We start from the raw sequence: 14,267 nt of genomic DNA, 5'->3' as shown, positions 1-14,267 counted from the left end.
CCGCCTCAGCGCAAGGCGGGTGACCAGTCCGCGCTGGTCATCCGCCAGTCGCCGTCGACCAGGCGCCAGCCGGTGTCGACCTGCCAGGCCTCGGCGCTGTCCGGCAGCAGGCGACCGCTGCGGCCGGACAGCGCGACGGCGAGGCGCACGCGTGCACGCTCGCCCTCGAGCTGGATGTCCGGCGGTCCGGACAGCACGCCCACCTCGCCATGGCGCAGGAAATGCACGGCCGCGAGGCGTCGCGCACCGTCGCGATCGAGTCCGCCCGGACCGATGAAGTCCTCGGCGAGATGCTCCGACAGCGCGCCCGCGTCCCGCGATTCGATCGCCGTCTGCGCGTCGGCGAGCGCCTGTCGCAGCGCCTCTTCCGGCGCCGTCTTCCTGCAGGCGGCCAGCGCAACCACGATCAGCAGGATGGCGGCGAAGCGCCACGCCAGTCCGGCAACGAAGTACCTACGTCCCTCCATGCCGCCGCAGCTCCCGCATTCCGATGCGCCCCAGCATAGCTGCACTGCGCCTTGCCGCGCCGCGGAGGCGTGTGATCCAATCGAGTCGATACGCCGGGGCACGGAACCTGGCGCCTACCGCCCGAGGGGGAAGTGAATGAGCAGCATTGAACGGCCGTGGCTGGCGAACTATCCGCAGGGGATTCCCGCGCAGATCGACGCCGACGAGTACCCCTCGATTCCCGCGCTGCTGCAGGAAGCGATCGACAAGTACCGCGACCAGCCCGCGTTCTCCAACATGGGCGTGTCCATCACCTATGGTGAGCTGGACACGCTGAGCCGGCAGTTCGCCGCCTACCTCCTCGAGGAACTGAAGCTCAAGAAGGGCGACCGCATCGCGATCATGATGCCCAACTGCCTGCAGTATCCGATCGCCACCTTCGGCGCGCTGCGCGCGGGCCTGGCGGTGGTCAACACCAATCCGATGTACACCGCGCGCGAGCTGCGCCACCAGCTGGTCGACTCCGGCGCGCGCGCGATCCTGGTGCTCGATAACTTCGGCCACGTGGTGCAGAAGGTGCTGGCCGAGAGCAAGGTCGAAAAGGTCATCACCACCGCGCTGGGCGACCTGCTGGGCTTCCCCAAGGGCGCGATCGTCAACCTCGTCGTCAAGCACGTGAAGAAAATGGTGCCGGACTACACGATCGCCGGCACGATCCGCTTCCGCGACGCGCTCAAGGCCGGCGCCCGGCGCACGCCGGGCGAAGTGGACATCGACCGCGAGGACATCGCGTTCCTGCAGTACACCGGCGGCACCACCGGCGTGGCCAAGGGCGCCATGCTGACCCACCGCAACCTGGTGGCGAACATGCAGCAGGCCTCCGCGTGGGTCGGCCAGCAGGCCAAGCCCGGGCAGGAGGTGATCGTCACCGCGCTGCCGCTGTACCACATCTTCGCGTTGACGGCGAACGGACTGGTGTTCACCAAGTTCGGCGCCAAGAACATCCTGATCACCAACCCGCGCGACATGCCGGGCTTCGTCAAGGAGCTCAAGCGCGAGCCCTTCACCGCCATCACCGGCGTCAACACGCTGTTCAACGGACTGCTCAACACGCCCGGCTTCGAGGACGTCGATTTCTCGCAGCTGCGCCTCACGCTGGGAGGCGGCATGGCCGTGCAGCGTTCGGTGGCCGAGCGCTGGAAGAAGGCGACCGGCGTGACCCTGGTCGAGGCCTACGGACTGACCGAGACTTCGCCCGCGGCCTGCATCAACCCGATGGACCTGGCCGAATACAACGGCGCGATCGGCCTGCCGATCCCGTCCACCGACGCCTGCCTCAAGGACGAGGAGGGCCGTATGCTGCCGGTCGGCGAGGTCGGCGAGCTGTGCATCAAGGGCCCGCAGGTCATGCGCGGCTACTGGAACCGCCCCGAGGACACCGCCGCGGCGATCGATGCCGACGGCTGGCTGCACACCGGCGACATGGCGCGGATGGACGAGGGCGGCTTCTTCTACATCGTCGACCGCAAGAAGGACATGATCCTGGTCTCGGGCTTCAACGTGTACCCCAACGAGATCGAGGACGTGATCGCGATGATGCCCGGGGTGCTCGAGGTCGCCGCGGTCGGGGTGCCCGACGAGAAGTCCGGCGAGGCGGTCAAGCTGGTGATCGTCAAGAAGGACCCGTCGCTGACCGCCGAGCAGGTCAAGGCCCACGCCAGGACCGAGCTCACCGGCTACAAGCAGCCGCGCTACATCGAGTTCCGTGACGAGCTGCCCAAGACAAATGTGGGCAAGATCCTGCGCCGGGAGCTGCGGGACGAAACGGTTACGCCGTAATGTGACCGCGTTCACACCTCCTGCCCTGACAAGGCCGGGCCCCTGCCCCAACCCGGCATCCCGGCTTGCCCAAGCGACCAAATGGGCGCATAGATGCCCCGCAACGGGCATTCATCATCTTTCCAGGACTCCGCCGGCGGGCCCGGCCGGAGGCGTCCTGCTTGTCAGGGGACCTCCACATGAACGTCGAATTTCTCCACCGCAGCACGGCCACGGACCTGGCTACGCTCCGCATCACCCACGATCCGTCCAATGCCTCGCACTGGTGCCACATGCACGCCAGCCAGGCCTTCAGCGACGCCGCCTACCGGCCCTGCTTCTCCCCGCGGCTCCTGCGTGAGCTCCGGCTGTTCGCCCGCGAGGCGATCGAAGGCTGCCAGGCGGCCTCCGCCGCCGCCGACGGCCCCGCCCCGGCCCTGTCGCACATCGTCATCGGCTCCGACGCCCACGTCTTCAACCTCGGCGGCGACCTCGACCTGTTCGCCGGCCTGATCCGCCAGCGCGACCGCGACGGCCTGCTGCGCTACGCGACCGAATGCGTGGACAGCATCCACCTGCTGCACACCCGCCTGCACCCGGACGCCCACACGGTGGCGCTGGTCCAGGGCGACGCACTCGGCGGCGGCTTCGAACTCGCCCTCGCCTGCCAGACCATCGTCGCCGAACGCGGCGTGCAGATGGGCTTCCCGGAAGTGCTGTTCGGCCTGTTCCCGGGCATGGGCGCCTACTCGCTGCTGTCGCGCCGGATCGGCGCCCGGCGCGCCGAGGCGATGATGCTCGACGGGGTGATGTACAGCAGCGAGGCGCTGCACGACATGGGCATCGTCGACGTGCTCGCGGAGCCCGGCGAGGGCGTGCGCGCGGTCAACGAGCTGATCCGCCAGAACGGGCGCATGGCCGCCGCCCGCCTCGCGCTCCACCGCGTGCGCGAGTCGATCGACCCGATCCCCCACGCCGAACTGATGGACACCACCCGGATCTGGGTCGACACCGCGCTGCAGCTGGGTGACCGCCAGCTCAGGATGATGGAACGCCTCGTCCGCGCTCAGCTGCAGCGTCCCGTCGCACTGTCCGCTCCGGCGACCGCGCGCCGCTAGCGCGGGACTTCAGGCGCTGTCGGGCCCGGCGGCGGCATCGCCCCGGGCCAGGTCGCCGCGCGCGCGCAGCGCGGCCAGCGCCTGCTCGAGCTGCTGCCGCAACAGGCGGACCATGCCGGGCCACTCGCGCACCAGGCCGTCGGTGGGCATGCGCATGCCTTCCGACGCCGTCTCCGACAGCCGCACCGCGCCCATGTTGCCGGCCGCGCCCTTCAGCGCATGGCAGGCGTCGCGGAAGCCCTCCCACTGGGCCAGTCCTCCCGCCGTCTCCAGGTCGGCCAGCGACTTGCGTGCATCGCGCGCGCACTCGCCGAGGAATCTCTGCACGAACGCGTCGCCCAGGCCCATCTCGCGCAGTTCGTCGAGGATGTGCTGCGAAATGACGCTGGCGTCGCCCGGCTCTTCGCCGGTGCCGGATGCCGAATGCGCGGCGGCGTCACGGTGCGACGCCGGGGCTTCGCCATCGGCGAGCGCGGCCAGGCGCTCCAGCAGGCGGTCGACCACCACCGGCTTGGTCATGAAGGCATACGCCCCCGCGCGCTCGCATTCCGCGCGCGCCTCCGGCGTGGCATCGGCGGTCAGCACGATGAACGGCGTGCGCTTGCGGCCGGCCTCCATGAAGCGCGCCTGCTTGAGCACCTCGAGTCCGCTGGCGCCGGGCATGTGCAGGTCGATGATGACGACATCAAAGGCCTGGGCCTCGAGCACGGACAGCACCTCGTCGCCGTCGTCCACCACCTGCGGCCGATGGCCCGCCTTCTCCAGCAGCCGGCGCATGACCATCAGGTTGGCGGCCTGGTCGTCGGCCACGAGCACCCGCATCGGACGCACGCGTGCGCGATGGCGGACGAAGGGATCGCTGAAGGCGATGACGTTGCCGCCCTCGCCTTCCGCCGCCGGTTTGGCGGCCGCGAACGGCAGGTCCACCCAGAAATGCGAGCCGGTGCCGGGATGGCTCTCCAGGCCGATGCTGCCGCCGAGCTGCTCCACCAGGGCCTTGGCGATCGTCGTGCCCAGCCCGGATCCTCCATGCCGGCGCTCCAGGCCCCCATCGGCCTGTTCGAACGCCTCGAAGATCCGCGCCTGGGCCGACGCCGGGATGCCGATGCCGCTGTCGCGCACGGAAAAGCGGAGCCAGGCATGGGCATCGGTGCGCGGCAGCCGTTCGACCTCCAGCGACACCTGCCCGGCATCGGTGAACTTGATGGCGTTGGAAACCAGGTTCACCAGCACGTGGCGCAGGTGGTTGCCGTCGCCGTGCAGATGCGCCGGAACGCCCTCGCCCAGCCGCGTATGGAAGGCCAGCCCCTTGGCATGGGCACCCGGCTGCAGCATCAGGCCGATGCCGCGCACCAGTTCGGCCAGCGAAAAGTCGGCGTCGTTGCGGCGGAACTTGCCCGCCTCGAGGCTGGACAGATCGAGCACCTCGTCCACCAGCATCTGCAGCGCGCGCGCCGACGTGCGGATCACCTCGGCGCTGTCGCGCTGCTCGGTGCTGAGCGGCGTCGCCGCCAGCAGTTCGGACATGCCGAGGATGCCGTTGAGCGGCGTGCGCAGCTCGTGGCTGATATTGGCCAGGAAGCGGCTCTTGGCACGGTTGGCCGCCTGGGCGGCCTCCTTGGCCTGAACGAGTTGCCGCAGCAGCGAACTGAGGTACAGCGGCACCGCCGCCAGGCCGATCAACAGCCCGGTGCCCAGCCACAGGTTCTGCTGCCAGTACGGCGTGACCGCCAGCGCCGCGCCGAAGGACACCGTCGCGAAGCCGATCGCCAGGTACAGCCAGCGCGGCCCGTAACGCAGGCCGTTGCCGACCGTGACCCACATGATCACCACGTACATCCACGCCAGCAGGTCGCCCAAGAGGTACAGGCCGACACCCATCAGGCTGTAGTCGGCGAGCATCCCGAGCACGCGGCGCGGGTAGGACACGCCCGGGCGCGCCAGCAGCCAGCCCAGGATCGCCAGGCCGATGCCGAACTCGACGGCGAGCAGCAGCTGCGACATCCGCAGCTCGCGGGCCACGTGCGGGTAGCCGCTGACCACCACCTGCAGGTAGGCCACGACCAGCACCAGCATCGCCATGCGCACCAGCGCCTGGCCGTGCTCGGAGTCGGGCCTGTTGGCCAGCCGGCCCCTGATCCACTGCAGGACCGGCGGCATGGCCTAGGTCCCCGCCGGCCCGCTGTCCGCGTCGCCGGCGCCGGCGTTCACGGCAGCCCCGGCCGTACCGGCCTTGCCAGCCGCTTCGGCGGCCTCGGCGGCCTCGGCGGCTTCAGCGGCCTCGGCCGCGTAGCGGGCGCAGAGCTCCTCCACCCGGCCGCGATTGGCCACCAGCGCGTCGACGCAGCGTGGATCGAACAGGCGTCCGCTTTCGTCGCGGATGTAGTCGATGGTCTCGTCCATGCTCCACGCCCGCTTGTACGGCCGGGCGGACAGCAGCGCATCGAACACGTCGGCCACCGCAACCACGCGCGCCTCGAGCGGGATCTCGTCACCGCGCAGCCCGCCGGGGTAGCCGCTGCCGTCGTAGCGCTCCTGGTGGCGCAGCGCGATCGTCGCGCCCATCTGCACGAAGCGGTTCTGGCTGCCCTTCAGCAGCTCGTGGCCGATCTCCGGGTGCCTGCGCATGACTTCGAGCTCGTCCGCATCCAGCGGTCCGGGCTTGAGCAGCACCGCGTCGGGAATGGCGATCTTGCCGATGTCGTGCAGCGGCGCCGCCAGCTCGATGGTGCGGACATCGTCCTCGGCCAGGCCCAGGCCCTCGGCGATGATGCCAGCCACCGCGGCCAGGCGTGCGAGGTTGGCACTGGTGCCCGCGTCGCGGTAGGCGATCGCCCGCGCCAGCCGGGTCAGGGTCTCGCGCTCGCGCTCCTCGACCTCGTGCATGCTCGACAGCAGGCGCTGCTCCAGCGACAGCGCACGCTGCTTGACCGATTCCGCCTGCTGCCTGAGCTGCAACAGGTTGCGGCAGCGCGCGCGCAGCTCGCGCGGACGCACCGGCTTGACCAGGAAGTCGATGACCCCCGCGTCCAGCGCGGCCTGGCGGATCGGCTCGTCGCCGACCACGGTCACCAGCACGATCGGCACGTCGCGGTGGCGCAGTGGACGCCGGAAGCGGCGCGCGAACTCCAGCCCGTCCATCACCGGCATGCGGTAGTCGAGCAGCAGCAGGTCGGGACGGTTGTCCTCGCACCAGCGCAGGGCTTCCTGCGGATCGCTGAAATCGAGTACGTCCAGCTCGGGACTGATGTCCTCGAGGATGTGCCGCAGCATCGTACGTGCCGAGGTCTGGTCGTCGACGATGACGATATTCACCGGTTCAGCTTCCCTCGGCCCGCGCGCGCATCCCCGGCTCCGGATCCAGGGCCCTGGCGACCGAGGATACGTCAGAACCGGCCCCGACCGGGCAGTTCCGGCCTGCGGGCGTCACTCGGACGTCGCCTGAGGCCGCATGTAGGGAAACAGCAGCACGTCGCGGATCGAGGACGAACCGGTCAGCAGCATGACCAGGCGGTCGATGCCGACGCCCAGCCCGCCGGTTGGCGGCATGCCCACTTCCAGCGCACGGATGTAGTCGGCGTCGTAGTGCATCGCCTCGTCGTCGCCGCCAGCCTTCGCGTCGACCTGGGCGCGGAAGCGCGCGGCCTGGTCCTCGGGATCGTTGAGCTCGGAAAAGCCGTTGGCCAGCTCCTTGCCGCCGATGAAGAGCTCGAAGCGGTCGGTGATGCCCGGCTCGCCATCCGACTCGCGCGCCAGCGGCGAGACCTCCACCGGATAGTGGGTGATGAAGGTCGGCTGCACCAGGCCGTCCTCGACCGTGGCCTCGAACAGTTCCAGCAGCAGCTTGCCCCAGCCCCAGGCGGGATTGACCCGGATGCCCAGCCGCTGGCAGTGCGCGGCCAGCGCGTCGCGGTCGCGGCAGTCGGCGGCGCTGATGCCCGGATTGAGTTCGCGCACCGCGTCGTCCATCTTCCAGCGGCGGAACGCCGGCGCCAGGTCGATGTCGTGACCGTCCCATGCGAAGCGCGTGGCGCCGGTCGCCTCGACGGCGATGTCGCGGATCATCTGCTCGGTCAGGTCCATGATCCCGGTGTACGTGGCGTAGGCCTCGTACAGCTCGAGCATCGTGAACTCCGGGTTGTGCCGGGTGCTGACGCCCTCGTTGCGGAAGTTGCGGTTGATCTCGTACACGCGTTCGAAGCCGCCGACGACCAGGCGCTTGAGGTAGAGCTCGGGCGCCACGCGCAGGTAGAGCTCGAGGTCGAGCGCGTTGTGGTGCGTGGTGAACGGACGCGCGGTGGCGCCGCCGGCGATGTAATGCATCATCGGCGTCTCCACTTCCAGGAAGCGGCGTGCGTCCAGCCAGCGGCGCATCGCGGCGACCACCTTCGAGCGCACCACGAACACGTCGCGGGCCTCGGGGTTCACGATCAGGTCGACGTAGCGCTGGCGGTAGCGCTGCTCGACGTCGGCCAGGCCATGCCACTTGTCCGGCAGCGGGCGCAGCGACTTGGTCAGCAGGCGCAGTGCGTCGACCCGGACCGACAGCTCGCCGGTGCGGGTGCGCGTGAGCACGCCCTCGGCGGCGACGATGTCGCCCACGTCCCAGCCCTTGAAGGCGTCGTAGGCCTCGCCCAGCGCGTTCGACTGCAGGAAGAGCTGGATCCGCCCGCTGACGTCCTGGATCTGCGCGAAGGCCGCCTTGCCCATGACCCGCTTGGCGAGCATGCGTCCGGCCACCGCGACCCTGTGGCCGGTGGCCTCGAGGGCCTCGGCGGTCCAGGCCTCGGCGTCGGCGTACTCCGCCTGCAGGTCGCCGGCGTGGTCGGTGCGGCGGAAGTCGTTCGGGAACGCCACGCCCTGCCCGCGCAGCGCAGCCAGTTTGCCGCGGCGCTCGGCGATGAGGCTGTTTTCGTCGGCGGGAGGCTGGGGCTGGGCGGGGGTGGTCATGTCGGTCTCTGGGTATGCGTGGGCGTGGGGGCGAACGGGATGGTGGCCGGCATCGCGGCTGTAGCTGCGACCTCCGGCCAGCGCGAAATCAAACCGCATCAAGCCGTTTCGAACCGGCTTCGAGCCCCGACTTCAGGCTCGCCTCGATGAATTCATCCAGGTCACCGTCCAGCACGTTCTGCGTGTCCGAGCGCTCGATGCCGGTGCGCAGGTCCTTGATGCGGCTCTGGTCGAGCACGTAGTTGCGGATCTGGCTGCCCCAGCCGATGTCGGACTTGGTGGCTTCCAGCGCGTCCTTCTCGACGTTGCGCTTCTGCACTTCAAGTTCGTAGAGCTTCGCGGCCAGCATCTTCATCGCGGTGTCGCGGTTCTGGTGCTGGCTGCGCCCGTTCTGGCAGGCGACCACGGTATTGGTCGGGATATGCGTGATGCGCACCGCGGATTCGGTCTTGTTGACGTGCTGGCCGCCGGCGCCGGAAGACCGGTACACGTCGGTGCGCAGATCGGCCGGGTTGATCTGGATGTCGATGTCGTCGTCGACTTCCGGCGACACGAACACCGAGGTGAAGCTGGTATGCCGGCGGTTGTCGGAGTCGAACGGCGACTTGCGCACCAGGCGATGGACGCCGATCTCGGTCTTCAGCCAGCCGTAGGCGTACTCGCCCTCGATGCGCACGGTCGCCGACTTGATGCCGGCGACGTCGCCGCCGCTGGCCTCCATGATCTCGGCCTTCCAGCCGCGGTTCTCCGCCCAGCGCAGGTACATGCGCAGCAGGATCTCCGCCCAGTCCTGGGCTTCGGTGCCGCCGGCACCGGCCTGGATGTCGAGGAAGGCGTTGGACGAATCCATCTTGCCGGAGAACATGCGCTGGAACTCGAGCTTCTCGACCTGGCTGGCGAGCCGTTCGACGTCGGATTCGACCGCGTCGGCGGTCTCGGCGTCGTCCTCGGCCTCGGCCAGCTCCAGCAGCTCGGCGGCCCCGACCAGCCCGTCGGTCAGGTCGCGGATGCCATTGACGGTCTTGTCGAGCATCGAGCGCTCGCGCCCCAGCGCCTGCGCCCGCTCCGGATCGTTCCAGATGGCCGGATTCTCGAGCTCACGCTCTACTTCCTCGAGCCGCTCGCGCCTGGTGTCGTAGTCAAAGAAACCCCCTCAGCGCATCCAGCCGACCCTTGAGGTCGGCGATGCGCTGGCGGACGGGATTGAGCTCCATCATCTGCCGGTCGATCCGCTTGGAAAGAGGCGGATTCTAGCAATTTCCGCCGCGGGGCCGGGCGTCGAGCCGCGGCGCGGCGCGCCGCGATCGCGACCCGGCACGTTCCGCGGCGTTCGCGCCGCTCAGCGCCGGCGCACGCCGATGCGGTAGCGGCCACCCTCGCCGCCGACGGCGGAGGACGCCTCGAGCGTGTAGTCGCCCGGCTGCAGCGCCTGCTCGATGCGCGCGTCGAGACCGCCGCCGCTGTCGTCGTCCATCGCGACTTCCTCGCCGTCGCGGAACAGGCGCAACAGGCTGTCGACGCCGTCTTCCGAGGACATTTCGACCAGATGGCTGCCGGCGCGCTGGATGCTGAAGCTGTAGCGGTCCGTCGCGCCCGACATCAGGCGCGCCGTCCGCGCCTGGCCGACCTGGAGCGGACCGCCGCCGGCGTCGGCCGGCACCTCCGACAGCGCCGCCGACAGGGTGTACACCCCCGCGCCGGAATCGAAGGCCGACGCATGCACGGTGTAGTCGCCCGGCTGCAGCACGGTGGTGATGCGCGCATCGAGCATCTCGCCCGAGTCGTCGTCCTCGAGGGAGACGCCATTGCCCTCGAGCCGGAGAGCCGGGTCGATCTCGCTGCTGCGCAGGTCGAGCCGCAGCAGCCGGCGGCCGTCGACACGCAGGCTGTAGCGCACCGGCTGTCCCTGGTAGAGCGCGCTGATGTCGCGGCCCGGGACCAGCTCGCCGTCGGCGGCCGGTTCGACGCCGGCCGGCAGCGCATGCGCGGCCACCGACAGCTCGTACTGGCCGCCCATGGTGTCCTGGAATCCCGACGCCAGCAGGGTGTAGGAACCCGCCGCGAGCGGCATGGTCAGCATCGAGTTGCTGCCTTCGGCATCGTCGCTGCGCAGCGAGATCCCGTTGCCCTCCAGCGACAGCACGGTATCGAAGTCATCCGAGGCCATGCGGATGCGGTACACGCCATCTTCGGCGATGCGCAGCGGGATCGTGCGCGGACCCTGCGCCCAGTCGGTGATGGTCGACCCGACCTCCAGCGCATCGCCGCCGTAGACCTGCATCGCGGTCGCGGTGAGGGTGAAGGGGCCGTACGCGGAGGCATCGCGCCCGCTCACGGCGAGCACGTAGCGGCCGGCGCGTGGTGCGCGGATGGCCAGGCTGGCTGCGTCGCGCGCGTCACCCGAGGCCTGGACGAGGTCGCCGTCGCGGAACAGCGTCAGCTGGGCCTGGAGCGGTCCCCCGACCTCGAAGCGGACGCCCTGCCCTTCGTCCAGGCGCATGGCGTACAGCTCGCTGCGGCTGCCATCGCGCCAGTTGATCGTGTCGGCGCTGGTGATCTCGCCGCGCACCGGCTGGTCGAGCGCCAGCGGCGTCGGTGTCGGCGTCGCGGCCGAGGCGGTGGCACTGGCGGCGAGGACCGCCATCGCGAGCGCGGTGTTGCGGACAGGCATGCGTCGATCCTTCTGGTCGAAGTGCCGACGCGGACGCGCAGGCGGTGCGCGATTATCAGGCGCGACGCCGGGCATGCGATAGCCCCCTGAATGGGGGCGCCGGCTCAGCAAGCTTCGAGGTGCTCGACCACCAGCTGGATCGCATCGCCGCCGCGGTAGTCGTCGGGCACCAGCCGGTAGGCCAGCCTGGCGCGTCCCGGCGGCGGATCACCGCGCCATGCGCCAAAGTGGATCGCCGCGAGCCGGGCCTGGACCCCGTCGGCGCGCAGGTCGAGCCGCAGGTGCCGCTCGCCGACCACGCGCCAGCCGGCAACGTCGAACTCGCCGTCGAACAGCGGCTCCGGGAAACCCTGGCCCCATGGGCCGCCATCGCGCAATGCCTCGGCGTGCACGCGATCGAACTCGTGCGGAGCCAGCGCGCCATCGCTGTCGAGGGTCGCCTGCAGCGTGGCCGCGTCGAGCACGCTGCCGGCATGGGCGTGGAACGCGGCCTCGAACGCCTCCAGCCGCGACGCATCCAGCGACAGTCCCGCGGCCATCGCATGGCCGCCGAAGCGCTCGATCAGCCCCGGGTGGCGCGCGTCGATCGCAGCCAGCGCGTCGCGCACGTGGAATCCCGGGATCGAACGCGCCGAGCCGCGCAGGCTGGCGCTGCCCGGCTCCGACGGCGCAAAGGCCACCACCGGGCGGTGCAGCCGCTCCTTGAGCTTCGATGCGACCAGGCCAACCACGCCCGGGTGCCAGCCGGCGTCGAAGGCGCAGATCGACGCCATGCCCTCGCCGCCCCGGCCGAAGGCCTCCAGCATCTGCGCCGAGAGTGCCTGCTCGGCCTCGTCCAGCATCGATTGCTGCACGTCCCGGCGCTCACGGTTGATCGCGTCGAGCCGCTGCGCCAGTTCGCGCGCGCGCGCCGGGTCGTCGCACAGCAGGCATTCGATGCCGAGCGCCATGTCCTCAAGCCGCCCGGCAGCGTTGAGCCGCGGGCCGATGGCGAAGCCGATGTCCGCGGCGACCAGTGATTCGGCGCGGCGGCCCGCGACCTCGACCAGGGCCATGAGGCCGGCGCAGCCCTGCCGCGCGCGCAGGCGACGCAGGCCGGCCGCCACCAGGGCGCGGTTGTTCGCGTCCAGCGGCGCGAGGTCGGCGACCGTGCCCACGGCCACCAGGTCGAGCAGCTGGCCGAGGTCGGGACCCTTCCCCTCCAGCCGGCCCTCGGCGCGCAGGCGCGCGCGCAGCGCGAGCAGCACGTAGAACATGACGCCGACGCCTGCCAGCGATTTGCCGGCGAAGCCGTCGCCCACCCGGTTCGGGTTGACGATGGCATCCGCCGCCGGAAGGCGCTCGCCGGGCAGGTGGTGGTCTGTGACCAGCACCTGCCACCCCAGCGCCTTGGCCGCGTCGATGCCGGCATGGCAGGCGATGCCGTGGTCCACCGTGACCAGCAGGTCGGGCCGCAGCGGCGCCAGTTCGGCGACCAGTGCAGGCGACAGCCCATAGCCGTGCACCATGCGGTTGGGCACCGCGTGCATCACGTCGCCCGCCCCGAGCATGCGCAGGCCGCGCACCGCGAGCGCGCAGGCGGTGGCGCCGTCGGCGTCGAAATCGCCGACCACCAGGATGCGCCGGCCGTGCGCGAGCGCGTCGGCCAGCAGGCCCGTGGCGCGGTCGAGGTCGAGCATGCCGTCTGGCGGCAGAAGCCCGGCCAGCCGCGGGCGCGCGGCGTCGGCATGGTTGGCGCCACGCGCGGCATAGATGCGCCGCAGCAGCGGCGGGATATCGGCCGGCCACGCGGCGGCCGGCATCGCCTCCGCCCACGTCCGGCGCCGGATCCTGCGCAGCGGCGTCACGTCGCCGGCCACGCGAGCGGGCGGCGCCAGACACGCAGCGCCTGCCGACGCCGCAGCTCCCAGCGCCAGCCATCGCCATCGTCCAGGCCCAGCGTCGCGATCCGCCCGGCGCGCAGCGCCTCCAGTGCCGGGACCAGCCACTCGCGCTCGATCCACGCCAGGTCGCGCGTGCCTTCCAGGTCGTAGACGCCCGGCGCAGCCTCGAACCGCTCCGGGAGGCCGGCCGCGCGTCCACCGGCGGCCGCCAGGGCGCGCGCGGTGTCGTCGCTGCTGTAGCCGGTGAGGCCATGGGCGACGGTCGCCGCGGGGAGGCGCCCGCCGCCCCAGAACCACAGCGCGTTCACCGGCGACTGGCCGCGTGCCGCGCGCCGCGCATTGAGCGGGTGGTTGTGCAGCGTCACCTGCGCCTCGCTGGCCAGCGTTCGCCAGCGCCGCGCCTCGGGACTGATGTCGAGGTGCTCGAAGATGTCCTCGCCCAGTGCGTCGCCGGGATCGGAGAACACCGGCAGGCGTGCTTCGGCCGGCAGCCGGAGGTACCAGCGCGCCGGGTCCGGCGCGTCGAGGATGAATCCCGCATCGCCGAACAGCGGACGCAGCGCCGGCAGCAGCGCGTCGCAATCGGCGCGGGTCAGCCCCAGCGCATCGCCGTGCGCGAGCAGGCGCACGCCGTTGATGTCCGGGCGCAGCCACACCGGGTCCGCGCGCAGCCACGACGCGCCTTCGGCATCGCCCGCCTCGGCCTGGCGCGACAGCGCCGCGATCGGCCAGCCTTCGCCACGCAGCGGGAAATGCCGCAGCAGCTGCGCCCGCCTGCCGGCCTCGCCGGCGGGCAGGTCGCCGCCACGGCCCAGGCGCCTGGCGCTGGTCGCGGACAGGCGCTGGCGCCCCAGCCGCGCGGCGGCCGGGAGCAGCAGGATCACGCTGGAATCGAGGTCCGGCATCGCCGGATCAGCCGTAGCTGACCTCGACGATCTCGACCTCGCTGCTGCCGCCCGGGGCCTCGATGGTGACGACGTCGCCGGCATGCTTGCCGATGAGCGCGCGCGCCACCGGCGACGAGATCGCGATCAGGCCCAGCTTGATGTCGGCCTCGAGGTCACCGACGATCTGGTAGCGGGTCTCGTTGCCGGTCTCTTCGTCGGCCAGCAGCACCCTGGCGCCGAACACGACCTTGTCGCCGACGTTGAGCGAGGTCACGTCGATCACCTGGGCATGCGACAGCTCGCTTTCGAGCTGCTTGATGCGGCCCTCGATGAAGCCCTGCTGCTCGCGCGCCGCGTGGTACTCGGCGTTCTCCTTCAGGTCGCCGTGCGCACGCGCCTCGGCGATCGCGTTGATGACGGCAGGTCGCTGGACGCTCTTCAGCTCGTCCAGCTCCGCGCGCAGCCGCTGCGCCCCCTGTGCCGTGATCGGTGG

At 70.9% G+C, this 14,267-nt stretch carries 11 protein-coding genes; 2 read left to right on the top strand and 9 right to left on the bottom strand.

Features of this window, described 5'->3' with window-relative positions; translation table 11 throughout:
- Positions 1-5: 5 nt before the first annotated feature.
- Positions 6-467, bottom strand: coding sequence for a nuclear transport factor 2 family protein (locus tag JG616_RS00570; RefSeq protein ID WP_199391363.1), 462 nt, complete (start codon positions 465-467; stop codon positions 6-8).
- Positions 468-603: 136 nt separating this feature from the next.
- On the opposite strand from JG616_RS00570, the gene JG616_RS00565 reads away from it, so the two are divergent.
- Both JG616_RS00565 and JG616_RS00560 read left to right on the top strand, forming a co-directional pair.
- Complete coding sequence (locus tag JG616_RS00565) at positions 604-2,286, top strand: long-chain fatty acid--CoA ligase (RefSeq protein ID WP_199391362.1); 1,683 nt, start codon at positions 604-606, stop codon at positions 2,284-2,286.
- Between the two features lie 179 nt (positions 2,287-2,465).
- Entirely contained in the window at positions 2,466-3,383 is a 918-nt protein-coding gene (locus JG616_RS00560) for a crotonase/enoyl-CoA hydratase family protein (protein WP_199362031.1), read from the top strand.
- Between the two features lie 9 nt (positions 3,384-3,392).
- Here JG616_RS00560 and JG616_RS00555 read toward each other — a convergent pair whose 3' ends face one another.
- The 8 genes from JG616_RS00555 to greA all read right to left on the bottom strand — a co-directional run bounded on the left by JG616_RS00555 (position 3,393) and on the right by greA (position 14,261).
- The gene (locus JG616_RS00555) at positions 3,393-5,543 is read right to left on the bottom strand and encodes an ATP-binding protein (protein ID WP_199391361.1); all 2,151 of its coding nucleotides are present in this window, start codon (positions 5,541-5,543) and stop codon (positions 3,393-3,395) included.
- 3 nt (positions 5,544-5,546) lie between these two features.
- Complete coding sequence (locus JG616_RS00550; RefSeq protein WP_199391360.1) at positions 5,547-6,698, bottom strand: HD domain-containing phosphohydrolase; 1,152 nt, start codon at positions 6,696-6,698, stop codon at positions 5,547-5,549.
- A gap of 111 nt (positions 6,699-6,809) precedes the next feature.
- Positions 6,810-8,333, bottom strand: coding sequence for a lysine--tRNA ligase (gene lysS / locus JG616_RS00545; RefSeq protein ID WP_199391359.1), 1,524 nt, complete (start codon positions 8,331-8,333; stop codon positions 6,810-6,812).
- 88 nt (positions 8,334-8,421) lie between these two features.
- A protein-coding gene (prfB, locus tag JG616_RS00540) for a peptide chain release factor 2 (protein ID WP_199391358.1) occupies positions 8,422-9,550 on the bottom strand; the annotation gives its coding sequence in 2 pieces (ribosomal slippage) (positions 8,422-9,474 and positions 9,476-9,550; 1,128 coding nt in all).
- A gap of 122 nt (positions 9,551-9,672) precedes the next feature.
- Complete coding sequence (locus JG616_RS00535) at positions 9,673-11,004, bottom strand: hypothetical protein (protein ID WP_199391357.1); 1,332 nt, start codon at positions 11,002-11,004, stop codon at positions 9,673-9,675.
- A 104-nt stretch (positions 11,005-11,108) separates the two neighbouring features.
- Positions 11,109-12,806: a single-stranded-DNA-specific exonuclease RecJ gene (gene recJ / locus JG616_RS00530; protein WP_199391356.1), complete on the bottom strand. Its 1,698-nt coding sequence runs from the start codon at positions 12,804-12,806 to the stop codon at positions 11,109-11,111.
- 41 nt (positions 12,807-12,847) lie between these two features.
- The gene (locus JG616_RS00525; RefSeq protein WP_199391355.1) at positions 12,848-13,792 is read right to left on the bottom strand and encodes a phosphoglycerate mutase; all 945 of its coding nucleotides are present in this window, start codon (positions 13,790-13,792) and stop codon (positions 12,848-12,850) included.
- A 7-nt stretch (positions 13,793-13,799) separates the two neighbouring features.
- Positions 13,800-14,261 (bottom strand): transcription elongation factor GreA, encoded by a 462-nt coding sequence (gene greA, locus JG616_RS00520; RefSeq protein WP_199362258.1) that lies wholly within the window; start codon positions 14,259-14,261, stop codon positions 13,800-13,802.
- Between the last annotated feature and the right edge of the window lie 6 nt (positions 14,262-14,267).

This window comes from Luteimonas sp. MC1895 (assembly GCF_016457215.1).
Classification (GTDB): Bacteria; Pseudomonadota; Gammaproteobacteria; order Xanthomonadales; family Xanthomonadaceae; genus Luteimonas.
This window is presented reverse-complemented; position numbering and strand designations above follow the sequence as displayed.